This is a genomic window from Planctomycetaceae bacterium, assembly GCA_041398825.1.
Lineage (GTDB): Bacteria > Planctomycetota > Planctomycetia > Planctomycetales > Planctomycetaceae > F1-80-MAGs062.
On the sequence record JAWKTX010000012.1, the window covers coordinates 189,904 to 212,412 of the forward strand.

The window sequence follows — 22,509 nt, forward strand, 5'->3', positions numbered from 1 at the left end:
TCGCGCGGATGAACGTTTCCATGCTGGATTGGCTCTCATCTAAACGTTTACGAAGTTGTGTCTTTTCAATGACAGAGTCGCATACAACGGATGGCGTAACGGGAACCGGTGAACGGCCGCTGCGCTGGTTCGAGGGCATCACAGGTTATCAGTGGCTTGTGCTCTTGATCGCCTCACTGGGATGGGTTTTCGATGTCTTCGAGGGCCAGGTGTTCGTCGCCAGTATGAACGACGCAATGCCCCAGTTGCTTGGGGCAAGCTCAACAGCGGTCGACGAAGTGACCCGCAAGGTCATCGCCTCGTGGAATAACTACGCTCTTGCTTCGTTTCTGCTGGGCGGAGCTTTCGGTGGAATTCTCTTTGGAATGCTCAGCGACAGAATCGGGCGTTCCAGGACGATGATCATCACGATCCTGTTCTATTCCATCTTCACCTGCGTCACGGCACTTGCAAATGCTCCCTGGCAGATGGTGGCTCTGCGATTCCTGGTTGCGATGGGTGTCGGCGGGGAGTGGGCGGTAGCCAGTGCCATGGTGGCCGAGGTGATGCCCCGCCGTTCGCGGGCAGTGATGGGCTCAATCTTTCATGCGTCCAGTGTCTTCGGAACGCTGATGGCGGTCGCCGTGGGCTATTTTATCATCAGTGCTCAGATCCTGGGCGAGAATACCTGGCGACTGGGATTTGTTATAGGCGTCGTACCTGCACTGTTGACGGTATTCATTCGCTGGAAAATGCGGGAGCCAGAACAATGGGTCGAAGCCAAGAAGCGGGAATCAGAGGATGCGACCCAGGCAACCGGATCACTGCCCGACCTTTTCCACAGCAAATACATTCGCAACACCATCGTCGGCACAGCCCTGGCAACGATTGGTCTGACGACATTCTGGGGATGCCATATCTACGGCAAAGACACACTGAAGCGTCGCGTCGACAAGGATCAGGAAATCGTTCTGACCGAAGCGGGTCTGGGTGAAATCGACTGGGAATCTGCAAATGAAGAGCAAAAGGCTGCTCGAGATACGGCGATGCGAAATCACAAGAGCGTTGTCAAACGCGAAGAGATGACCGGGATGTTTCTTGTGATGGTGCTTGGCGGCGGATTGGGGCTCGTGCTGTTCGGAGCCATCTCGAATGTCCTCGGACGCAAGGGGGCATTCGTGTTTTATCATGTCGGTGCGTTTGCCGCCGCAATGATCTTGTTCTTTGTGCTGGCTCCAGGTGACTATTCCAGGACCGTGCTTCTGTTGTTTCTTCCGGTGTTTGGATTTCTGACGCTGGGAATGCATGCGGGGTATGCCGTTTACTTTCCGGAATTGTTTCCGACTCGCCTTCGCGGTACCGGAACCGGATTCTGTTTCAACGCAGGCCGGATTGGTTCGGCTATGGTGATCGCAATTTCCGCTATACAGAAATGGACACCGTCCCAGTCGTCGCAATATATGATTCCATTGTTCGCCGTCGGCGTCGTTGTCACTCTTCTAGCGCGAGAAACCCGGGGCGAAGAGTTGCCCGATTGATCAACCGCTCAGAAGAATCTGAGCGTGTTAAACGTGTGAAATGCGAGGCTGGGGTTTTTGCCTCACCCGTCGCCTCAGCATTGAGCGGGTACTGATGTGCGAACGGCGGTTTCCTGAACTGACCGTTCCAGATTTGCGACGGCAAATTCCCGAACGCGGAGTTACTCCGGAAGTCGTTCGAACAGAGTCTGGATGCGCAGCACGGCGGCGTTGCCCGGAAAAGTATGAAAGGTGTGCACGACAAACCCCTCGCTCAGCAGATCACATTTCATCAGGCTGATGCATTCCGGGCTTGCTGGACTACTACCGGGAGTTACTGTGGCGAGTGTGGCAGTCCTGGCGTCGAATTCCAACTCCTGATGCAGCTGCAGGTAGATGTCCAGCGGAACGGATTCCAGCTGATAGCTGCAATGGTAACGCATTCTCAACCCGTCGATCATGTGCGTCCGGTAGCCGATCAGCCTGCGATCAATAATCCGCATTTGCACCGGCAATGGTGCTTGCTTACACGTGGCTACTTCCGTGAGTGTCCCTTCCGGGGACCGATACTCGATGACATGGCCGTGGTTTGTGAGTCGCATGACGGCTGTATCGTTGCCGACCCCAATGCGAGTCTCCCGCAGTGTGTCAAACAATTCAGGGTGTATAGGTCGCTCGAAAACGCGCAAAACCATATCTGCGACATCGGGTCGAGCAAAACTGACACTCATGACGTTCACCGTTTTCAAAAATGCCGACGCAAACTAACACTTGATCACACAAGTATAGGAGGTTCCTGCAGGCGAAGAAAACTGCGGATCTGCCGGAAACTTCGACGCCGGAATTAGGACAAATTCTGACGGGAATTCCCTCGCATTCGGGCGGGCCCTGTTCCTGCCCGGCAACCAGCATTGGCACGTTGGCTTGATTGACGAACGGAAACTGACGAATCAAATGTGCTGTCGTTTCGCGTTTCTGCCTGTTACCATCCGAGCACATCGTGTTCTGATTTTTCAACAACCACACTGCTCGCCTCACACATGTCAGAAGTATCCCCCAACAACACAGAGAATTCGTTACCAGAAAAGGGCGTGGTATCTCAGGAGAAGATTGAACAGCTCAAGCCGATGGTTGATCGATGTCAGAAGGTAATGTCTGCGGCATGGTTAGTGCGAACCTTCGTCAAGCATTCGGATGAAGTCGATGACTTTCCGGAGCTGAATGAGATGGCCCGGACTATTTTTGATGTCTACCGCGCGCTGGAAACTCAGACAGACGATCCGCAATCATATTTCACCATCGTCCGAAAAAAACTGCCTAAGCTGAAGGCTGCTGCGGTTCAGTTCCAAAAGGACGCGTGGCACGCTTCCACGCACACGAACTTCCAGCAGGCAGCCATCTGTGCCATTTTCGTCGGTGAGCAATTGTCAGAACTTCTGACCGAAGCCGAACGTATTGTCCCCAGACCAGCACCTCCTGCAATTCGCCTGCCGGGCAAGCCAGCCACGGATCAGAAGCTTGAAGAATAACGACGTGTCTCTGTTTCAGAGAGTCAATCGAATCTGGCCGTGGCTTGTCCTGATACCTGTTCTCGCGTGCCCCGGTTATTCCTGGTTAACAGGCGGCATCGTCAGCCAACTCTTTGGCGCCGCCGACTCGGCTGCAGACAAGCTGGAATTGCTAAAACAGTGGATTCAGTCCTATGGTCTCCTGGCCCCGGTCATTTACGTTGTTTTTGTCATTGTGGAAGTCGTGATCGCTCCCATTCCGGGCCTGATGCTTTATGCACCGGGAGGTCTGCTGTTCGGGACATTGTGGGGCGGATTTCTGTCAACGCTGGGCAACGCCGCTGGTGCTGGAATCGCCTGCGCGCTTGCCAGGCGGCTGGCTGCCTGGTTCGAATCGACTCAGCAAGGGAACTTCCTGAGGACGCCGCAAGCTCAAAAGCTGCGCGTCGGCCTGACGGAACAAGGTCCCAAACTGATTTTTGCATTGCGATTGAATCCGCTGACGTCCTCGGATCTTGTTTCGTATGCTGCAGGCCTGGCCGGTGTTCGCACATGGCATGTGGTAGTGGCGACGGGCCTGGGAATGGCTCCCCTCTGCTTCCTGCAATCCTGGCTCTCGGACAGCGTCTTCCACGCCCTGCCACAATTATTCTATCCGTTTTTAATTGCAGCGACTGTTTACATGGTTGTTGTTGTACGAATCCTGAAGCGCCTGCTCGTGCAGCTTAGTCTGCAGGAAGATTATCCGCAGGAATTGTCTTGATCTCGTCAGTTTTTGAACCGGCCAGTGACGACCGCCTGACAGAAAGGCAAAATGTGCAGCCGCGTTCCGCATTGTTCAGTGCTCTCAGCGCCCCATTTTGCGATTCTGCAACGCTTCGACTGATAGCGAGTCCGATGCCCAGACCTTCTTGCTTTGTTGTATGAAAGCGATCAAACACTTTTCCGGGATTCTCTTTGGGTAACCCTGGTCCGTTGTCCTGGATACAAACTTCGATGAATCGCTGATCCTGCGAGCATGCCGCGGAAACCAGAATTTCAGGTGCCGGCGAGGTCTGTTCTTCACAGGCTTCGATCGCGTTGACGAGCAGATTGATGAGAATCTGCGTTGTCTGAATTTCATCCACTCTTGCAATCCATAGTTGTTGGTCGTGGCTTTGGCCCCATCGTCCGGTATCCAAACGCCACGAGCATCGCAGGTGGACATTGCGATTCATGGCCTTACTTTCAACCATTTGAACAGCACGTTCGCAGATTTCGATCATGTCGTGATCTTCAATCCTGAGAGAACGAAACTGAACAAACTCACGAATGCGGACGAGGATACCAGACGCATGCTCCACTGCATCCAGAATCTTCTGCATCGTTCCAGATACACTTCTACGAGAGAGTTTCGATCCTTTCAGCCGCATTTGCACAATGCCGCATTGAAACATGATCGACTGGAGTGGCTGATTGATCTGATGGGCAAATTCTGTGTTGATCTGACCAAGCAGAGTCAGCCGAGCCACGCGATTCACATGCGCCTGCAGCTCATTCAGCTTCTCCTGCTGCGTCCTGTCCACGTCGATATCAGTGAAGTAAAACGTAAAGGTCTCTGTCGCTGAATTCGACTGCACCCGCACGCGATACCATGACCTTGCGCCTAATTCCCATCCGATCAGAACGTCACAGGATGCAGGCCTGTCTTCGGTCATTGCGAGCTGAACGGACTGGTTCAGTTTTGCCATTGTTTGTTCAGGGAGAATCGCGGACAGAGATGTTCCGACGATTTCGGGTGCTGTGGCTCCGAATGAGAGGACTTTTCTCACGCGGAAATCATGTCCCGTCACGGCGGCAAAATCACATGACGCGTCGGCAATTCGTCTCCATTCACGATGTTGCCGTTTTTGAATCGCCATCCGTCTGGCAGATCGCATTTTCTCCGCGAGCAGCTGGCCGATGATTCGAATCTGTTGACACCCTCTCGAATCGATATGCTGGCTGCCCTCACTGTGAGCCAGAACAATCAAGCCACGCAGCTTCTTCCCTCGATCAATGGGTATCAGCAGCAGGCCGTTCAACTGGGTCTCAGACAAGAGTGTCAACAGCAGGCGGCTTCCACCGAACTGACCTTTTTCCAGGTGCAGGGGCTGCTGACTGTCCAGGCTTCTGATGACTTGTGATGACAGGATTGTGAGTGGCACATCTGCCATGGACTTTCGCAAATCAAGACGCGTTCTTGCGGACGATGACAGCAGGGAGATTCTGCGCGGCTGTGTCTTACCGGTGGATATCCGGAAGTAGAACACTTCCGGAATACCAACACGCCTTGCCAGGCCCAGGAGCACTTCCTGCAGCTGATCTCGCACTTTTCGGGGCGACGATACATTGGCCAAGTAGTCGATGACTCTTGAGGTGTATCGTTGAAGGGCGTCATTATCCCGTTCTTGAAGCGCCATATCTCACCGGGAAAAACTGTACCCGTTTGTCAGCTGTGATCGCACACAGGCCCAGGGGTGAATCGCCCCGGATACGAGACGATACCCGGTTACCATAGGTTTTGCAAAAAGATCCTGAGACTACTTTGCCGTAAAAACGAAGCCGTCAGGCGTGGCATCGATAAATATCGTGTCGCCCGGATTGAACCTCCCCGAAAGAATTTCATTCGCAAGCCCGTTCTGAAGACGCTGCTGAATGACGCGTTTCAGGGGACGAGCGCCATAGGCCGGATCATATCCTTCGTTCGCCAGAAGTAGTTTTGCATTGTCGCTCACTTCCAGCTTATATCCATTGCGTTCCAGTTGTGAATTCAGTCGCCCAAGCTGAAGATCGACAATTTCGCGAATCTCCTCCCGCCCCAGTGGATGGAAGACAATGACTTCGTCCACTCGGTTTAGGAATTCCGGCAGGAACTCTTTCTGCAGAATTCCCATCACAGCCTTGTGAATCGCAGCTTCGTCAGATGTACCGGACATCTCCTGAATCATGTGACTGCCGATGTTGGAAGTCATCACCACAATGGTGTTCGTGAAGTCGACGGTTCTTCCCTGACTGTCTGTCAGTCGGCCATCATCCAGCAGCTGGAGCAGCACATTGAAGACATCGCGGTGGGCCTTTTCGATTTCATCCAGCAGAAGAACACAATAAGGATTACGCCGAACAGCTTCGGTGAGTCGACCGCCTTCTTCATACCCCACGTATCCCGGTGGCGCACCAATTAACCGAGCAACGCTGTGTCGCTCCATGAACTCGCTCATGTCAATTCGCACCATGTTTCGTTCATCGTCAAACAGAAAGCCGGCAAGTGCCTTGCACAATTCCGTCTTACCGACACCGGTAGGGCCCAGAAACATGAAAGAGCCGATGGGGCGATTGGGGTCCTGCATGCCAGAGCGAGCGCGTCGAACAGCATTGCTGACGGCTTCAACAGCTTCATGCTGATTGATCATGCGTTTATGAATTTCATCTTCCATGCGGATCAGCTTCTCTCGTTCGCCCTGCATCATGCGAGCGACCGGAATTCCTGTCCACAAGCTGACAACCTTCGCGATGTCTTCGTCGGTCACTTCTTCGCGAAGAAGTCGATCGTCAGGGTTGTCATTCAATTCTGCACTCTTTGCTTCCAGCTGCGCTAACTGGGCTTCGGCCTGTTTGAGTTGTTGTTCAGCATTTTGCGCTTCGACGAAGTCCTCGTTCCTCAGTGTCTGCTGTGCTCGGGAAAAGGCCTGCTGAAACGTGGTTCTCAGCCGTTCAATGTCTTCTTTCAGGGGCTTGAGGCCTGACAGAGCTCCCTTTTCTGCTTCCCATTTCGCTTTCAGCTGATTTGTCGATTCTTCACGTTCCGCAATCTGACGCTTGAGTTCCAGCAATCGCTCTCTGCTTTCGTCACTGGTTTCCTTCTCCAGCGCGGCTGCTTCAATCTGCATGCGAGTGAGCTGTCGTGTCGCTTCGTCGATTTCCGCCGGCATCGAATCGATTTCCATGCGCAGACGACTCGCAGCTTCGTCGACGAGATCAATTGCCTTGTCCGGAAGAAAACGATCTGAGATGTATCGGTCGGACAAAGTAGCGGCTGAAATGATGGCATCATCCGTAATGCGGACGCCATGGTGGGTTTCGTAACGCTCCTTCAGACCTCGCAGAATAGAGATTGTGTCTTCTACATTGGGCTCCTGCACCATCACCGGCTGGAATCGCCGTTCGAGAGCCGGATCTTTTTCAATATGCTTACGGTATTCGTCGAGCGTTGTTGCACCGACGCAGTGCAATTCACCTCGAGCCAGCGCTGGTTTCAGAAGGTTGGACGCATCCATCGCTCCCTCTGCACCTCCAGCGCCAACGACGGTGTGAAGTTCGTCGATGAACATGATGATCTGGCCGTTGGAATCGCCGACCTCTTTGAGCACCGCTTTCAGGCGGTCTTCGAACTCTCCGCGATACTTTGCACCAGCAACCAGCGCACCCATATCCAGGGCGAATACTTTCTTATTCTTCAGGTTCTGGGGAACATCGCCCAGAACGATTCGGTGTGCCAGACCTTCAACGATGGCTGTCTTTCCAACTCCCGGTTCACCAATCAGCACCGGGTTGTTCTTGCGCCGGCGCGACAGAACCTGAATGACGCGACGGATCTCTGTGTCTCGACCAATCACGGGGTCAATTTTGCCTTCGCGGGCGAGGGCAACAAGTTCGCGCCCATATTTTTCAAGGGCCTGATATTTGTCTTCGGGATTCTGGTCCTGCACGGTCTGGCCTCCTCGTATATCTTTCACTGCTTCAAGAATATCATTCTGATCGACGCCATTCAGTTCGAGCAGGCGTTTGGCCTGATCCTCCACCTGAGTCAAACCGATCAGGAGATGTTCGGTTGATGTAAACTGATCTCCCATCGAATCGGCCTGAGTTTGCGCGGCCGTCAGCACCCTGATGGCTTCGCTTCCTGCACTGACCGGCTCATTGCCGCTGCTGGTTGATTGAGGCAGGCGATTCAACTCGCCTTCAATCATGGTGGTCAGCTGGCCGAGATTGACATTCATCTTCTGCAACAGCGGTTTTACGATCCCCTGTTGTTCATCAAGAAGTGCCTTCAGGATGTGAATCGGGCGAAGGATGCGATGCTGACGACTTTCTGCGAGTTGCTGCGATCGCTGCACAGCTTCGCTCGCTTTGACGGTGAGTTTTCCGGGATCAAAAGCCATGGCGGAATTCCTTCAGGCACAAGCTCCGCGCGCAACGGGAGCCCGCGCGGAGATTCGGAAAGACAAACAGGTCCAGACAGGGAGATTCAGGGATGGGAGCTCGATGTCATACATCGAACCGGTGGGGCGGGGTGACAGCTGTTCCTCAATTTTCTGAAAGAAGCCCGGCATCATTCGGATACCGGGCTTCTGAATCATTCGAACTCTAGCTTTTCTTTTCAAATTCGGCGTCGATCACGTCGTCGCCATCTGAGCTGGAGGCAGACGATTCCGGAGGAGCTTCGCCTCCGGCTGCCCCCTTGTCGGCGTACATGTGTTCTGCCAGGGCGTGCGATGCTTTTGCCAGATCCTCACAAGCACTGTTGATTGCCGCAGCGTCATCGCCTTCCGATGCCTTTTTCACGCGTTCAACAGACGCTTCGATAGCCGATTTGGATGCGGCGTCCAGCTTGTCAGCATGTTCCTTCAAAGTCTTTTCCGTTTGATGGACCAGTGCCGACGCCTGATTCTTTGCAGAAGCAAGCTCCTGTTTCTTCTTATCTTCGTCTGCGTGGGCTTCGGCATCCTTTCGCATACGTTCGATCTCATCATCAGACAATCCGCTGGACTGTTTGATTTGAACCGAATGTTCTTTGCCGGTGGCTTTGTCCTTGGCCGACACACTGAGAATTCCGTTCACGTCGATGTCGAATTTTACTTCGATCTGAGGCGTTCCACGAGGTGCCGGCGGAATTCCGTCCAGGTTGAACTCATCCAGCAGTCGGTTGTCGCCTGCCATTTTTCGTTCCCCCTGGAAGACTCGAACCGTCACCGCAGGCTGATTATCAGATGCGGTCGAAAAGGTTTCCGTCTTGGTGGTCGGGATCGTGGTGTTTCGCTCGACAAGCACCGTCATGATCCCACCCTCAGTTTCGATACCGAGTGAGAGCGGGGTTACATCGAGCAGAACCACGTCTTTGACGTCCCCGGCGATGATCCCGCCCTGAATGGCAGCTCCGAGCGACACAACTTCGTCCGGGTTTACACCCTGATGCGGGTCCTTGCCAAACATTTCCCGGACAAGTCGCTGCACCTGAGGAACCCGTGTTGATCCCCCGACGAGCACAACTTCGTGGATGTCGCCCGGTTTCAGTTTGGCATCTTTCAGTGCATTCAGCACCGGCTGACGGCATCGCTCCACGAGTGGGTCGATGAGCTTTTCAAATTCCGCACGGCTAATGCTCAATTGAAGGTGTTTAGCGCCGCTTGCATCGGCTGTGATGAACGGAAGGTTGATGTCCGTCGTTTGCTGAGTCGACAGTTCCTTCTTGGCTTTTTCAGCTGCTTCGCGGAGCCGCTGCAGGGCCATTGGATCCTTGCGGAGATCGATTCCCTGCTCGTTCTGGAATGTCTTTGCCAGATGATCGATCAACGCTTCGTCAAAGTCATCTCCTCCCAGGTGTGTGTCACCGTTTGTGCTGAGCACCTCGATGAGCTCATCGCCAACTTCCAGGATGGAGACGTCGAATGTGCCGCCGCCAAGGTCGAAAACGACGATCTTCTCTTCACGCTTCTTGTCCAGTCCGTAGGCGAGAGCAGCGGCGGTCGGCTCATTGATGATTCGGGAAACCTCCAGACCTGCGATTTGCCCGGCGTCCTTGGTGGCCTGTCGTTGAGCATCGTTGAAGTAGGCTGGTACGGTAATGACCGCCTTGTTCACCTTGTGGCCAAGATAGTTTTCCGCCGCCTCTTTCAGCTTGCGGAGAACCAGGGCTGAGATTTCAGGTGGCGTGTGCTCCTTGCCATTCACGTTCACCTTGACATAGTCGTTCTCGGATCCAACGATCCCGTACGGGACAAGTTTCTCTTCCGAATGGACCTCTTTGTGTCGTCGTCCCATGAAACGCTTGATCGAATACAGCGTGTTACTCGGGTTTGTGACCGCCTGACGTTTCGCCGGCTCTCCAACCAGAGTCTCGCCTTTCTGTGTGAACGCGATCACGCTGGGAGTCGTACGGCTGCCCTCCTGATTGGCGATGACACGAGGCTCGCCGCCTTCCATGACAGACACCACCGAGTTGGTTGTGCCAAGGTCGATGCCAATAATCTTTTCACCAGAAACAGCCATGATAAGTTTCCTTTCCTCGCAGTGGATCAATCACTGCATCCCGTCACTTCAAATTGTCGACCACTCTCGCGACTAAATTCGGGGGTCAACATGCGAACGGCCACGGGATTAGCAGCTTCTGTGCCACAATGTGTGAATGTGCTGTAAGTGGTTGCAAGTTATGTGCTTATGAAAGGAAAGTTCGATCGTGCTCACATTGTTTAGGTCAATATGGCAGATTCCGGTTCAGGAAGTCTCGCGTTTGTGGGTGCCGTTTTGGCAATTCCGCTTCCTGTGTAATGTCTGTCTCTTTGGCAGGTTGCGTCTCTGGCAGCGCCAAATGCTCGGGCTGTCAAAGGTCTAAAACTATTAGAATTCCGGGGGCGGCATCGCGCAGCTTGACAGTGATTTTTGCCATCTGTACAAGGGCAGCACAAATTTCCGGCAATCAAGTGACCGCCGGACAACAATGCGGAAAGCGGGGGGGCCCGAACTCGCTTGGCGACGCCCGAGCGATTCAGTCACGAATTCTGACACTGTCAGAGACCTCTTTCCAGGACTTCAGTATCCCTGATTGAGGTTTGAAATGGCAAAGAAGAAGGTTGCTCGGAAGCCTGAAAAGAAAGTGGCGAAGAAGGCCCCGGCTCCTCGGAATGCTCGTCCAGCTGGCAAGAATACAGGGTCCGTCAAGGCTGTAAAGAAGTCCGCAAAACCCAGTTCATCTGCGAAACGCCCTCCTCGAACTCCCGCCGCGGCTGCTGAGCCTGAGCTCTCACCCGAACTGCAACTGGAACGGCTCGATGAGCAGTTAATTACCCTGCTGAATCAACGGGCTTCGCTGTACCTGCAGAAAATGAAGGGTGTGACTTCGCCTTCGAAAATTGTGTTCAGCGACCAGGATCAGCATCAGGTGTTCGGAATGATCGACCGCCTGAATCAGGGCCCGCTGACCAGCAATGAGCTGCGGGCTGTCTTCCGTCCGTTACTGAGCGCTGGACGACAGCGGATCAGGAACATTCGGGTTGCCTATCTGGGGCCAGCCTACAGTTTCACCCATCAGGCGGCAATCACGCGATTTGGCGAAATGGCCGATCTGGTTCCGGTCAGTACGATTGCTGCCGTCTTTGAAGAGGTGAATCGTGGACACGTGGACTTTGGTCTGGTGCCCATTGAAAACAGCACTGACGGCCGTATCGTCGACACTCTGGATATGTTCACTCGCTTGCCGATCCGGATCTGCGGTGAAGTTCAGCTGCACGTTCACCACAACCTCCTGGCCCGATGTGACCGGAGCGAAATCACGGAGATCTATAGCAAGCCCCAAGCACTTTCTCAGTGCCGTGAGTGGTTGTCACGGAATATGCCGCAGGCCAGACTCATCGAGGTGACGAGCACTTCGACCGCCGCCCAGCTCGCGCGGGATAAGCCAAGGGCCGCTGCAGTGGCCAGCAAGCAGGCGGCGATTCAGTACGATGTTCAGATTGTCGCCGAGTGTATCGAGGACAACCGAGATAATGTGACGCGATTCGCTGTGATTGGCGATTCGGTTGCAGAACCGACAGGAAGCGACCGGACCGCGATTCTGCTTCAGATTCCCCACAAACCAGGCTCACTGTCTGACGCACTGGAAGCGTTTCGAAGGAACAAAATCAATCTGACGTGGATTGAATCGTTTCCTCTCCGGCAGCCTGAAGTTGGATACTTGTTCTTCCTGGACTTTGAGGGGCATGTTTCCGATGCAAAAATTAAGCGGACATTGAAGGATCTGCACGATTTGCCCCCGGATCGGCTGGAAGTGCTTGGCTCCTATCCACGCAGCGAACCTGTGAAGTAGCGGCCAGTCGCCAATCTGCCGGGTGGATGAGAGCCCCTTCGGCTTAGCCTGTTGAAAAACAGGACTGGCTCAGGCAGGAGATCTGAAAGCACGATGCTTTCCAGTCATCCTGCGTGCCGGTCCCGGTTTTTCAACGGACGGTTAGAAGTGGCGGCTTACCGGGTTTCGGGTTCAAAGATTGTAAATTCCGCTGGATTTTCGGACGCTTCCGCGTTCTGTGAAATCCGGAGGTTTTCAACTCTTATCCCTCAGGATGATTTACCGTGGGGGAAACATGACCTGAGGCATTCCAGGCAAAGCACAGCTGCAAGTCAGCGGGAAATCGACTGATTGATTGGGAATCCTGGCGAGACCTTGGGAAAACACAGGAGTATTGCGGTGGCTCCGCTTTCGGTATCTGGTGAGCGTGCGTAGAGTTCCCTGAAGTTTGGCCGGGCTGAAGTTCTGATTGTGATTACCCCTGTGGAACAGGGTGGTAGAAGGAATTGTTCGATGCGTGGTTATCTTGTGGCTGGCAATTGGAAGATGAATACAGACCGTGCTTCAGGGACAGCGCTGGCCGCTGACCTGGCCGCAGCGGTCCCGGCTGCAGAAGCTGGTGTCGACGTGCTTGTGTGCCCTCCGTTCCCGTATCTTTCCAGTATTGCGGAAAAGCTGGATGGCAGCGCGGTGAAACTGGGGGCTCAGGATGTGTACTTTGAGGCTCCGGGAGCGTTTACGGGGGAAGTCGCTGTTCCGATGCTGTCCGACTGCGGCTGTTCGCACGTCATTCTGGGCCACAGCGAACGCCGCCATGTACTGGGAGAAACCGACGCCGTTATCAACAAGAAAGTCCATGCCGCATTGAAAGGTGGCCTTGTTGTCGTGCTTTGTGTCGGCGAATTGCTCAGCGAACGGGAGTCTGGCAGCACGGAAAAGGTCCTGGATACGCAGATGGAAGGAGGGCTTTCCGGCGTCACCGAAGCTGACATGGCGAAGGTGGTTATCGCCTACGAGCCCGTCTGGGCAATCGGGACCGGGGTCACGGCTAGTCCCGAACAAGCTGAATCTGCCCATGAACATCTTCGCAAGTGGCTCGCGAATCGCTACAATCCCGGGCTTGCTGATCGAGTGCAGATTCTTTACGGCGGAAGTGTGAAGGCCGACAACGCTGAGCAATTGCTCGGTCAGGCCAATGTCGACGGAGCGCTGGTTGGTGGAGCAAGCCTGAAAGCATCCTCCTTCGTGCCTATCATCGATGCTGCCCGAAAACTGGCTCAGTCGTAGTATTCCGGGGTCGCGACAATCAAAAGCGACCTACCCTCATTTTTCTTATGGATTGGGAGAAGGCAGTTCGATGTCGTTTCTTGTTGGCATCCTGTCAGTGCTGTTGGTCGTCATCAGCCTTTTCATGATTTTGCTGGTCCTGATTCAGCGAGGCCGCGGCGGCGGACTCGCCGGAGCGTTTGGATCCGGCGGTGGACAAAGTGCGTTTGGGACGCGTGCCGGAGATACCTTTACCCAGGTGACGATCGTCGTTGCTGTGGTTTGGGTACTGATTGCAGCTTGTCTGGGCATGTCGATGCGGAGTGTTGCTGCTGCGAAAGACTCAGGAGCTGATAGTCGGTTCACTTCCGGCGCGGCGTCTGAGGACGGCGAAACGCCTGTGCAGCCAGCGGATGACACGGCTGCGGAAACTCCAGCTGCCGAAACTCCAGCTGCCGAAACTCCAGCTGCCGAAACTCCAGCTGCCGAAACACCGGCTGCCGAAACACCGGCTGCGGAAACACCAGAGAAATCTGATTCCCCGTCTTCTGATGAACCTGCTCAGGCAGATCCGAAATCAGAAGATGCCGCTCCGGCGACTGAATCTGATACAGGTGCTGAGCCCGGCGAAAAGCAGGAATAGCAGCAGCTTCCGTCTCCGATAGACGCAAAAACACTTTCAACAGGCGGCAGTTCCGTTTCGGGGCTGCCGCCTGGGTAATTGAATTGTCTCATTTGAAAGATCTCTCATCGTGCTGCTTAGCATGACTGGCTTCGGTAGCTCTACGGTTGACCGGGATGGCGTTCACCTTTCCGTCGAAATCAAATCGGTCAATAATCGTTACCTCAAACTTTCGGCCCGTTTGCCTGATGCCGTCGCTCGCTTTGAAAGCGAAGTTGAAAAACTCGTTCGCGCGAGAGTGGCCCGTGGAACTGTTCAGATGTCGGTTCGGCTGCGATTTCCCGGCGGCCAGTCAGGCTATCGCATCGACACCGAAGTGCTGAACAGTTACCAGCAACAGTTACTTGCGATGGACGAAGGCCGCTCCGACATTTCGCTTGCCAGCCTGCTGCAGTTACCTGGCGTGGTTGCCGAGGCCGAATTGCCGGAAGAACTTGTCAATTCTGTCTGGCCGATCGCAGAAGAAGCCATCATCAGGGCCCTGGAGCATTTTCACGACTTTCGCGAACGCGAGGGTGAGTCGATGCGAATTGATCTGCAGAAGCAGTGTGATGCCATTGCATCGCACCTGTCGGAAATCATCGCGGTCGCTCCGCAGGTCATCAGTGACTACCGGGATAAATTGCTGGAACGCGTTCGCCGGCTCACAAACGATGCTTCGATCAGCGTCAGCCCGAACGACGTTATCCGTGAAGTGGCGTTGTTTGCGGATCGATGTGACATCAACGAGGAGACAACTCGGCTTTCCAGTCACATGGATCAGTTTCGGCGAATGCTGGATGGCGAAACGTCTCAGGGCCGAAAGCTCGAATTCATCGGTCAGGAAATGTTTCGGGAGATTAATACGATTGGTTCCAAGGCAAACAGTGTCGACGTCGCGCACTGCGTCGTTGAAATGAAGGCCTCAATCGAACGAATCCGCGAAGTGCTTCAAAACGTCGAGTAGGAGCAGCGGAATGCACCCAGCCGAGACGAGCCGTATCGTTGTGCTTTCGGGCCCCAGTGGCAGCGGAAAAACAACCCTTGTGAAACGATTGATTGAAGAATCCGATGTCCCCCTGGTCAAATCCGTTTCCGCTACGACCAGGTCGGCCAGGCCGGGTGAAATTGATGGTGAAGACTATCTCTTCCTTTCCGCCGAAGAATTCAGGGAAAAACTGAACCGCGGCGAATTCATTGAGCACGCAGAGGTATTCGCCTCCGGCTATTTCTACGGTACTCTTGGGACCGAGTTGCACCGGGCCTGGGATCAGAATGCATGGGCATTCCTGGAAATTGATGTTGAGGGGGCGATGAGGGTGGTGCAGCGGTACCCGGACGCTGTTACGATCTTCCTTTCGACGCCATCGCCGGAAGAGTTTGAACGCCGATTGCGAAACAGAGGGACTGAATCGGAAGAGATCATTCAAAAGCGACTTGCGACCGCTGCGAAAGAACTTCAGTCAGCCCATCGATACCGATACATCGTGGTGAACGATCAGCTGGATCAGGCCGTAAAAGAGATTTGCGAGATTTTGAAGTCCGAGGAGAATGCCCGAAATGCTGGATGACTTTCGAGAAGATGACATTGTTCGACGAGTTGGCGGGCGATTCAAACTGTCCACACTGGTTCAGAAACGCATGGTCGCGCTGAATCGCGGCGCGCGGCCGTTGGTCGACCTGCAGACAAAGGACCTGATGCAGGTTGTTGTCGCAGAGATCATGCAGAACAAGATCTACCTGGATACCTCAGGAAACGTACAGGCAATTGAAGATAATTCTGCAACCATCGACAAACTGGATGCATTGCTGGCCGACGACGGTGGCCCATCGCTGGACGATCTCTAAGCGACAGGCGAGTCTGGTCAGAGACGCATGAAGGCGGTCTCTGAGCATCGACCACAGCTCCCTCATTTGCGCATCTTTGCTCTTTTGATGGGAGCTTTTTTCTTGAAGTGCTGCGTCAGTGATTTTGCCATTTGAAGGGTGCCGGAGCGTCGCTTCAAACGGTTTCACCGGTTTCCCGAGAAGAAAGTCAGGCAATGGCATCTCCACTGGAAGGTCGTGAAGTGCTACTGGGAGTCACTGGCGGGATTGCGGCCTTCAAGGCTGCAGATCTTTGCAGTCAGCTTGTCCAGCAGCGTGCGAACGTCTCCGTCATCATGACCGAATCGGCGAAACAGTTCATTGGTGCCGTGACTTTCGAGGGCTTGACACAGAGACCAGTGCATCATGGCCCTTTCCTTGCAATAGAGCATTTTCAGGGCGAACACATTGGCCTCGCACGTCGTGCGGAACTGTTCATCATTGCTCCTTGTACCGCCCAGACAATTGCACGGCTCGCTCACGGATTTGCCGACGACCTGTTGTCGACGACCGTACTTGCGGCGACATGCCCATTGATCGTTGCTCCGGCAATGAACTGCGACATGTGGGCCAAAGCGTCAGTGCAACGGAATGTGAACCAATTGCGACAGGATGGCACGGTGATTGTCGATCCGGAAGAGGGCTGGTTGAGTTGCGGGGTGATCGGCGCTGGTCGCATGGCATCACCAGCAACCATTCTTAGTCGCGCTGAAGAATGCCTGCATCGGGATTCCTGATCGGTTGCTTTCCTGCTTCTTGCGGCAGAATTGATTTCAGATGACCGCTCGCTCTTTATCTTACTATTGCGGTCGTTCACCTGGTGCATGTGTTTGACAGGCTGTCGGCCTGCAAAGTCGCTCTGCCCGCTGCACTCGACATTCCACACCTTCGAGCAGAGCCGCTTTTCGGGCGGTTGACCTGTCAGATCGGGACAGCGTCAAAAGCTGTTTGGCAAGCTTTGCTGTTTTGCTGCTTCCGGTCAGTTGAGAAAGAGGCTTTCTGGCAGCATCAGTCAGGCAACCGTTGATTCGCATCAGGGCTTCCAGCTGAACCGACAGGAGATGGTGAGCGTCACCCGGCAGTTCGCTCCAGCTCGCAATCACTGAGTCGATGATCGCCGTAACGACCAGCGCGGTCCAGCTGGAAACTCGAGCGACACCAGCAAGAGCCTCGGCCAGGCGATTGAGTTTCAGCCAGCGATGCTCCAGAAGTTCCGTCAGGGAAGCAGACAATGCTGCCGGATGAGCTCGCCCATCAAGAATTCCCTCGATCAGTGCGTCTGCAGCCACGGCTCGTGCGTCCCCGTCCTTGCTGAACAATGCCAGCCAAAGTGCCTTAATGGCAGTGGAGGACCATCCACGCTCTGACCAAAGCAGGGAGCTCAGCGTGGGGGCGGTCGGTTCCCAACGGGATGTGTTCGAGTCCATGCGGCAAAGCATGAAAGCCATTGCCAATGCCAACGAGCCGTCCGTGTTTGCGGGCCAGTGGGTCGCCTGCCATTCTTCCGCCCATCCTGGTAAACGACCCTCATAAAGGTGTTTCGCGTAGCCGGGTCGTCCCGCAAAAATTACGGTGGGGAAACGCAAGTCCTGAGCCTCCGCTTCAGGTTCGATGGAAACAATCGCCGCACTGCCTGTGTTGACCTGCATTATGAAAGGCCCGCGGCCTGGTTCAGGATCCATCCTGCGAAGCTCGCGATCCTGTTGCTGGCGGATGGCTTCGATGGCATGCGGTGAATTTCTGAGATGGACATGAATCTCGGCAGCCCGCACTCCCCAGGCCGTGTCAGGAATCGCTAGTCCCGCCAATTCACGCCGCGTTTCGCGAGGACTTCGAGACCGCGCGGCTGCAAGCCACAATCCGGGACAATCAGAGGCTGCGGTTTCGATCGGTTTACCTGAAAGATAACGCAGCAAACGACGCGTCAATTCCGGAGTGCCAGCAATTTGATCGTCCGAGTAGCACGTTGATGGTGGCAACCGCAAGAGTGCGAAAGTCAGGTCGGCATTGTTCGGATTAACTGAAGCCATGGAATAGCTTTGCAGCCGTCGCAGCAGGACATCCGGATCCAGCCACCCGTGTTCGTGAGTTGGCGTGGAAAGTAAGGGGAGACTCGGTTGAAGATTGACGAACCGTTCGCGAATTTCCGATGCTCGACGATCCAGAGTCTGAACAATTTCCGGCAGGTTCAGGCGTGACCAGTTCTGCTGCGCGAATTTGCCTGCAAGCGGCACGTGAAGACGACGCTTCAGCCAGTCAATTATCAGTCGAGACGTTGACATGAACATCGATGTCAGAGTCGTCCACTCATTCCAGTCAGAATCTCTTTCTGCTCGCTTGATGACTGGCGCCACACGAGCGTCGAAATCATCAGGATATTCGGCGCCAAGACGGTTGATGCCATCCAGAATTCGTTCGAGTTGCATTGGCGATTCAATGCCTTCGATCAGGCTCGCAACTTCGTCAATCAGCTCGTCAACTTCTTCTATTGCAGCGACAGGCTGCAACAGAGAAAGCTGAAAAGGCATCGCATTGATATCCATCTCAGGCAACATGTGCTCATCAATTGCGGCGCAAAGAGATTCATCGAGCTTCCATGCGGTGCGCACCGCCGGCGTGCAACTTTCGATACGTCGAAACAAATCCTCCGCAGTGTTTCTTGTGTCTGCCAATTCTTCGACAAACGTCGCTGTGGAATCAGTCGCTTCGTGAACAGCCCCCGCCTGGACCAGAAGGTCATGGATGCGTGGATGAAGAGTCGGAAATGCAGAAGTAATCGCCTGCTGAAGTGCTTCCACGGGGATTGCTACATCTGACCATTGCTCGAGCAGTCGGACTGCAGCTTCCTGGACATCCAATTCGGGGTGCTGCAATGCGGCAGCTGCAGAGTCGACTGCATGGGTGATTCGCGTTTTATCTTTCGCTGCCAGCAGCACAAGGGCTGATTTGGGTTGTGCCTTTGTGGACAGAGTAAACACAACCGCGAGTTCTGAAATGACTCTGTCTGTTTCCAGTTGGTCGTTATCTCTGATGGCTTTGATGCTTTGAATCGCAAAGCCAGCCACGACTGGCGTTTCATGTGTCAGCAGGCGACGCAGTTCTGATTGGCGAGTGACGAACTCATCTGAGGTTGGTTCCAGTGCGTCGATGAGCTTGATCAAAGCCGAACGTTCCTGAACGCTGAAGTCTCGCCAGAGCGCTTCTATCGCTGCATCGATAACCTGAACGCGGTTAACTTGCCCGTGATGAACCTGATTCCATAACCATTCCACTCCCGGAATCCAGACGCCCGGCTTGAGTTCTTCTGTGCGTTTCCTGAGTTTTGCGTTACATGCCAGAAAACCTGTACGGTGACGAAACAGCAACCCGATGTGTTCCACGAGTTCCGGCTGGTCCCGGAGATTCGCCTGCTGAATGACTGATCGAATCAGCACGGCGAATTCAAGCGTATCAGGCGGTGAACAGAGTCCATCTTCGAGCAGTCGTCGGAATGACTGCCATTTCAATGCGAATCCTGTATCCGATGGCTGAAGCTGTCGAAGCATCCATTCCTGTGCCCACTCCGGCCGACGCTGCAGCAGAATGGAAATGGCCGCCTGTTCGTGCACGGTGGGCTCCGTTGCTGTCCAGGTGGATCGAAGGGGACGCGTACCGGGCAGCGGCACCATGTTGGCCGACTTCGGGGCAACAGCAAGCAGACCCAGGTGAGCCATCGCAAGTGGAATGTTGACACGATCGATGCGTTCGCTGGACCGCCGGATCATTTCCTGAATCGAAACGCCCGACATTGTCGTGGCTGACTGCTCTTCTTTTCGAAGTGCCTTAGCGTGGTCCTGCGCCGTTTTCGAAAGTTTACGGCGGTCTGCGTCTGTCAGACCTTTCACGGTATCAACAAAATCTTCCGGTGGCAGGGTTTGCAGGCAATGCAGAAAACCTTCCGGCTTTCGAACGTCGATCGACACTGTCATTGCCAGGTCTCCCGTTCTTCCGCGGCTTTTGTTTGGGAACTTGTTTGGCCGTCGCAGGTGATTCTTGCTGCCAGAATATGTTTGCAGGGCCCTCGCTGTCCCTGATATCTGAGAAACCATTGACAGGTACACCGGTCTCCGGAGTCCCTGAGTCGCACGAAATGCTGTGTGTCCGAACCCGGCACCTGAAAGTTTGGTCCATCAGAGGTTTGTTCGAAGAGGCGAACGCTGTTCGATTCGACAAGATTTCGTGCTGCCATCAGTCGGGGTTGTTGCTTGTCCACTTCTTCGATATCGAACGGCAGAACTCGATGAAAGTACTTTCCACTTGTGACATCGAACCCCACAATTCCACGCGCACCCAGCACAGCCAGCGCAGCTTCAATTTCCGCTTCGCTGCTTCTGCTGAAGCGACAGACACTTGCAACATCGATTTGAGACTGCCAGTTCAGCGAATCTGCAACAGCAGGCATCGCCGTTTCCCACTGGCCTGCAGCCAGTCGGGACAGCATTTGACCTTCACCGCTGAATCCGCGATTCAGTTCCGGGCTGACCAGAATAAACATTCGCCCGCTCTCAAGCTGCAGTTGCCAACCGCTGGTTCCAGCGGCTTCGTCGTACCAGATCTTCAACTGTCTGGTATAAGGCGCTAAAGGTTCCATCGCGCGAACTCGATCTGCCCCTTCCAGTTGCACCGATCCGGGCAACGCACGCGATGCAAGGCGAATCGTCTGACCGGTGCGAGTGATGTGAACAGGCCGTCGACCGTTCGAACCTTTCGGAAGTAATTTGAACAGTGTTCGAATATCGTTTTGATCCAGCTCGAAGTGGGGTGTCATTCGAGCCTGATAGGCCTGTACTTCGCAGAAGCCTCTGATCCAGCGAACCGGCAGCTTAACTTTGCGTTCGACGATGGTGTCATTGTCTGAACGCAGCGTGACGCTGTTGCCTCCCACCTGTAAATGTGCTTGGTCATTGTCTGATAAGCGTCGAAGTGCAGTGCGCATCGTGTCATTAAAATCGACGTTTGTAGTGCCTTTACCCTGAAGTTCACCTTCGAACGCCTCCGGTCCAAGGTCGATTCTTGCATAGACGCCGCAGCAGCTACTGAATCCCTCGAACCTCAACATTCCGCCGCCGCTGGTCACGACGGGATCCAGCAACATGGGCTTCAGCGGTTGATAAAATCGCGTGCGAACGATGGACGACAGAACGGTTAAACATTTACCGATCAACGCAGGCTGTTTCAGCATCCCGTCAAAAAACAGATCGTTGGATGTTCCGTCCAGGCTCGTCGCAAGTCGCATCGCCGGGGAAGAAGCTGTCTCCAGCACTGCGGATGCGAAGGGGTACTGGTAAGAATAGTTGAGCGTCGTCGCTGACATCTCGGCACTCCTTTCTGTCGGGAGCCCGCAATTATGTTTGGATCTGGTTCGCACAACAACCAATCCTGCAATTTGCCCCTTTATTAAGGCACCGGGTTACCTCTCAATTTGCAATAGTCTGCCAGGCTCACACACGTCAAGCCCGGTCAAATGGACATCCGACCGAGATTGTTTGCGGGCCGATTGGACAATTGCCGGAAGGGTGACGAAGATTGACGAATCAACCGTGCCCCGACACCGTCGGGACAGGATGATTCGGGAGAAGGCTGATTTTACGGGCTGTAAGATCTCGGGATAACAAATGAAATCGATGCTATTCGTGATGGCGTTTCTGTTCGTTTCACACAGCTCTCTGTTCGGGCAGGCTCCCACGGAGAAAGATGTGCCGTACGACGATGATCATTCTGCACAGTGTCTGGATCTTTATCTGGCAAAGTCGGACAAGCCGGTCCCTGCCATGATTCATATTCATGGAGGTGGGTGGCGAGCGGGCTCAAAGGCTCACGTGCCTGGCTGGCTGCTCGCATTTGTGGCAAAGGGCCAACTGTCTGTTGTCTCGATTGAATATCGTTTTACTGATGTGGCGCTGCATCCGGCTCAGGTCAATGACTGCCTGCGAGCGATTCAGTTTGTGCGAACAAACGCCGCACGCTGGAACATCGACTCTCACAGGATTGGCGTCACCGGAGGTTCGGCGGGAGGGCATCTGACCGCCTATGTGGCATTGCATGACGATGTCGCCAACCCTAATTCCCCGGACCCGGTTGAGCGCGAGTCATCGCGTGTGACGTGCGGCGTCAGTTTTGCAGGACCAACAGACTGGTCGCTTCTAAGCACGATCGCTCACCAGCATCCAGCCTATCGTCAGCTCATCGGGTATGCACCCGGCACCGCCGCCGAAGACATGTCCGCAGATCGCATGAAAGATGTTTCTCCGATCACGTTCGCAACGCATGACGATCCACCTCTGATGCAGGTGCATGGTGATAAGGATGACATCGTCCCACTGGCTCACGCCGAACGTCTGCACAAGGCATTGCAGGCAGTCGGTGCTCCGACAGAAATGGTCATCATCCCGGGAGGAAATCACGGTGTTGCAGGTGCCGGCCCCACGGTGGCCGGTCAGGCAACAGAGTTCGTGAAGAACCACCTGTTGGCCCCGCGCTGAACTTACCGTCGCGAAGCCGCCCGAAGCCGACGACGCCCCAATGCGGATTCTGAGAGGGATCGGTCTGGTTGTGGGTATTACGCACTGGCAGTAGATTTCACCCGCGTTTTTC

Annotated in this window: 17 protein-coding genes; 11 read left to right on the forward strand and 6 right to left on the reverse strand. The window is 54.4% G+C overall.

Features of this window, described 5'->3' with window-relative positions; translation table 11 throughout:
* The first annotated feature begins 68 nt into the window (after nucleotides 1-68).
* Nucleotides 69-1,517, forward strand: coding sequence for an MFS transporter (locus R3C20_20620; protein MEZ6042913.1), 1,449 nt, complete (start codon nucleotides 69-71; stop codon nucleotides 1,515-1,517).
* Between the two features lie 161 nt (nucleotides 1,518-1,678).
* Here the strand turns inward: R3C20_20620 and R3C20_20625 are convergent, their stop codons facing one another.
* Nucleotides 1,679-2,227: a DUF2617 family protein gene (locus R3C20_20625; protein ID MEZ6042914.1), complete on the reverse strand. Its 549-nt coding sequence runs from the start codon at nucleotides 2,225-2,227 to the stop codon at nucleotides 1,679-1,681.
* A gap of 309 nt (nucleotides 2,228-2,536) precedes the next feature.
* On the opposite strand from R3C20_20625, the gene R3C20_20630 reads away from it, so the two are divergent.
* Together R3C20_20630 and R3C20_20635 are read left to right on the forward strand one after the other, a co-directional pair.
* Nucleotides 2,537-3,025 (forward strand): hypothetical protein, encoded by a 489-nt coding sequence (locus R3C20_20630; GenBank protein ID MEZ6042915.1) that lies wholly within the window; start codon nucleotides 2,537-2,539, stop codon nucleotides 3,023-3,025.
* Nucleotides 3,026-3,029: 4 nt separating this feature from the next.
* The gene (locus R3C20_20635) at nucleotides 3,030-3,767 is read left to right on the forward strand and encodes a VTT domain-containing protein (protein MEZ6042916.1); all 738 of its coding nucleotides are present in this window, start codon (nucleotides 3,030-3,032) and stop codon (nucleotides 3,765-3,767) included.
* Here the strand turns inward: R3C20_20635 and R3C20_20640 are convergent.
* From R3C20_20640 to dnaK, 3 genes are all read right to left on the reverse strand, one after another.
* Nucleotides 3,730-5,445, reverse strand: a complete 1,716-nt coding sequence (locus R3C20_20640; GenBank protein ID MEZ6042917.1) for an ATP-binding protein — start codon at nucleotides 5,443-5,445, stop codon at nucleotides 3,730-3,732. The two genes, R3C20_20635 and R3C20_20640, sit on opposite strands and share 38 nt — an antisense overlap.
* 120 nt (nucleotides 5,446-5,565) lie before the next feature.
* Entirely contained in the window at nucleotides 5,566-8,184 is a 2,619-nt protein-coding gene (gene clpB / locus R3C20_20645; GenBank protein MEZ6042918.1) for an ATP-dependent chaperone ClpB, read from the reverse strand.
* A gap of 205 nt (nucleotides 8,185-8,389) precedes the next feature.
* Complete coding sequence (dnaK, locus tag R3C20_20650) at nucleotides 8,390-10,291, reverse strand: molecular chaperone DnaK (protein ID MEZ6042919.1); 1,902 nt, start codon at nucleotides 10,289-10,291, stop codon at nucleotides 8,390-8,392.
* A gap of 565 nt (nucleotides 10,292-10,856) precedes the next feature.
* Here dnaK and pheA point away from each other — a divergent pair.
* The 7 genes from pheA (at nucleotide 10,857) to R3C20_20685 (ending at nucleotide 16,613) form a co-directional block, all read left to right on the forward strand.
* Complete coding sequence (gene pheA / locus R3C20_20655) at nucleotides 10,857-12,104, forward strand: prephenate dehydratase (GenBank protein MEZ6042920.1); 1,248 nt, start codon at nucleotides 10,857-10,859, stop codon at nucleotides 12,102-12,104.
* Nucleotides 12,105-12,596: 492 nt separating this feature from the next.
* Nucleotides 12,597-13,370, forward strand: a complete 774-nt coding sequence (tpiA, locus tag R3C20_20660) for a triose-phosphate isomerase (protein MEZ6042921.1) — start codon at nucleotides 12,597-12,599, stop codon at nucleotides 13,368-13,370.
* 70 nt (nucleotides 13,371-13,440) lie between these two features.
* Nucleotides 13,441-13,992, forward strand: a complete 552-nt coding sequence (secG, locus tag R3C20_20665; GenBank protein ID MEZ6042922.1) for a preprotein translocase subunit SecG — start codon at nucleotides 13,441-13,443, stop codon at nucleotides 13,990-13,992.
* 109 nt (nucleotides 13,993-14,101) lie between these two features.
* On the forward strand, nucleotides 14,102-14,977 hold the full coding sequence (locus R3C20_20670; protein ID MEZ6042923.1) for a YicC/YloC family endoribonuclease: 876 nt from the start codon (nucleotides 14,102-14,104) through the stop codon (nucleotides 14,975-14,977).
* Nucleotides 14,978-14,987: 10 nt separating this feature from the next.
* Nucleotides 14,988-15,581, forward strand: coding sequence for a guanylate kinase (gmk, locus tag R3C20_20675; GenBank protein ID MEZ6042924.1), 594 nt, complete (start codon nucleotides 14,988-14,990; stop codon nucleotides 15,579-15,581).
* Nucleotides 15,562-15,858, forward strand: coding sequence for a DNA-directed RNA polymerase subunit omega (locus R3C20_20680; protein ID MEZ6042925.1), 297 nt, complete (start codon nucleotides 15,562-15,564; stop codon nucleotides 15,856-15,858). Before gmk ends, R3C20_20680 begins: the two co-directional genes overlap by 20 nt.
* Nucleotides 15,859-16,052: 194 nt before the next feature.
* Nucleotides 16,053-16,613, forward strand: a complete 561-nt coding sequence (locus R3C20_20685; GenBank protein MEZ6042926.1) for a flavoprotein — start codon at nucleotides 16,053-16,055, stop codon at nucleotides 16,611-16,613.
* A gap of 63 nt (nucleotides 16,614-16,676) precedes the next feature.
* Here the strand turns inward: R3C20_20685 and R3C20_20690 are convergent, their stop codons facing one another.
* The gene (locus R3C20_20690; protein MEZ6042927.1) at nucleotides 16,677-19,844 is read right to left on the reverse strand and encodes a DUF6493 family protein; all 3,168 of its coding nucleotides are present in this window, start codon (nucleotides 19,842-19,844) and stop codon (nucleotides 16,677-16,679) included.
* Nucleotides 19,841-21,229 carry an SWIM zinc finger family protein gene (locus R3C20_20695; protein MEZ6042928.1) on the reverse strand — a complete coding sequence of 463 codons (1,389 nt, stop codon included), beginning with the start codon at nucleotides 21,227-21,229 and terminating at the stop codon, nucleotides 19,841-19,843. Before R3C20_20695 ends, R3C20_20690 begins: the two co-directional genes overlap by 4 nt.
* 301 nt (nucleotides 21,230-21,530) lie before the next feature.
* Between R3C20_20695 and R3C20_20700 the strand changes: the two genes are divergently transcribed.
* Nucleotides 21,531-22,397, forward strand: a complete 867-nt coding sequence (locus R3C20_20700) for an alpha/beta hydrolase (protein ID MEZ6042929.1) — start codon at nucleotides 21,531-21,533, stop codon at nucleotides 22,395-22,397.
* Nucleotides 22,398-22,509: the final 112 nt, after the last annotated feature.

What these genes read in the sequence shown, in the direction of transcription:
- clpB (MEZ6042918.1), bottom strand. Translation starts at nt 8,184, where the DNA reads ATGGCTTTTGATCCCGGAAAACTCACCGTCAAAGCGAGCGAAGCTGTG.
- secG (MEZ6042922.1), top strand. Translation starts at nt 13,441, where the DNA reads ATGTCGTTTCTTGTTGGCATCCTGTCAGTGCTGTTGGTCGTCATCAGC.
- R3C20_20695 (MEZ6042928.1), bottom strand. Translation starts at nt 21,229, where the DNA reads ATGTCAGCGACGACGCTCAACTATTCTTACCAGTACCCCTTCGCATCC.
- pheA (MEZ6042920.1), top strand. Translation starts at nt 10,857, where the DNA reads ATGGCAAAGAAGAAGGTTGCTCGGAAGCCTGAAAAGAAAGTGGCGAAG.
- R3C20_20690 (MEZ6042927.1), bottom strand. Translation starts at nt 19,844, where the DNA reads ATGACAGTGTCGATCGACGTTCGAAAGCCGGAAGGTTTTCTGCATTGC.
- R3C20_20640 (MEZ6042917.1), bottom strand. Translation starts at nt 5,445, where the DNA reads ATGGCGCTTCAAGAACGGGATAATGACGCCCTTCAACGATACACCTCA.
- dnaK (MEZ6042919.1), bottom strand. Translation starts at nt 10,291, where the DNA reads ATGGCTGTTTCTGGTGAAAAGATTATTGGCATCGACCTTGGCACAACC.
- R3C20_20685 (MEZ6042926.1), top strand. Translation starts at nt 16,053, where the DNA reads ATGGCATCTCCACTGGAAGGTCGTGAAGTGCTACTGGGAGTCACTGGC.
- R3C20_20630 (MEZ6042915.1), top strand. Translation starts at nt 2,537, where the DNA reads ATGTCAGAAGTATCCCCCAACAACACAGAGAATTCGTTACCAGAAAAG.
- R3C20_20625 (MEZ6042914.1), bottom strand. Translation starts at nt 2,227, where the DNA reads ATGAGTGTCAGTTTTGCTCGACCCGATGTCGCAGATATGGTTTTGCGC.
- tpiA (MEZ6042921.1), top strand. Translation starts at nt 12,597, where the DNA reads ATGCGTGGTTATCTTGTGGCTGGCAATTGGAAGATGAATACAGACCGT.
- gmk (MEZ6042924.1), top strand. Translation starts at nt 14,988, where the DNA reads ATGCACCCAGCCGAGACGAGCCGTATCGTTGTGCTTTCGGGCCCCAGT.
- R3C20_20620 (MEZ6042913.1), top strand. Translation starts at nt 69, where the DNA reads ATGACAGAGTCGCATACAACGGATGGCGTAACGGGAACCGGTGAACGG.
- R3C20_20700 (MEZ6042929.1), top strand. Translation starts at nt 21,531, where the DNA reads ATGAAATCGATGCTATTCGTGATGGCGTTTCTGTTCGTTTCACACAGC.
- R3C20_20680 (MEZ6042925.1), top strand. Translation starts at nt 15,562, where the DNA reads ATGCCCGAAATGCTGGATGACTTTCGAGAAGATGACATTGTTCGACGA.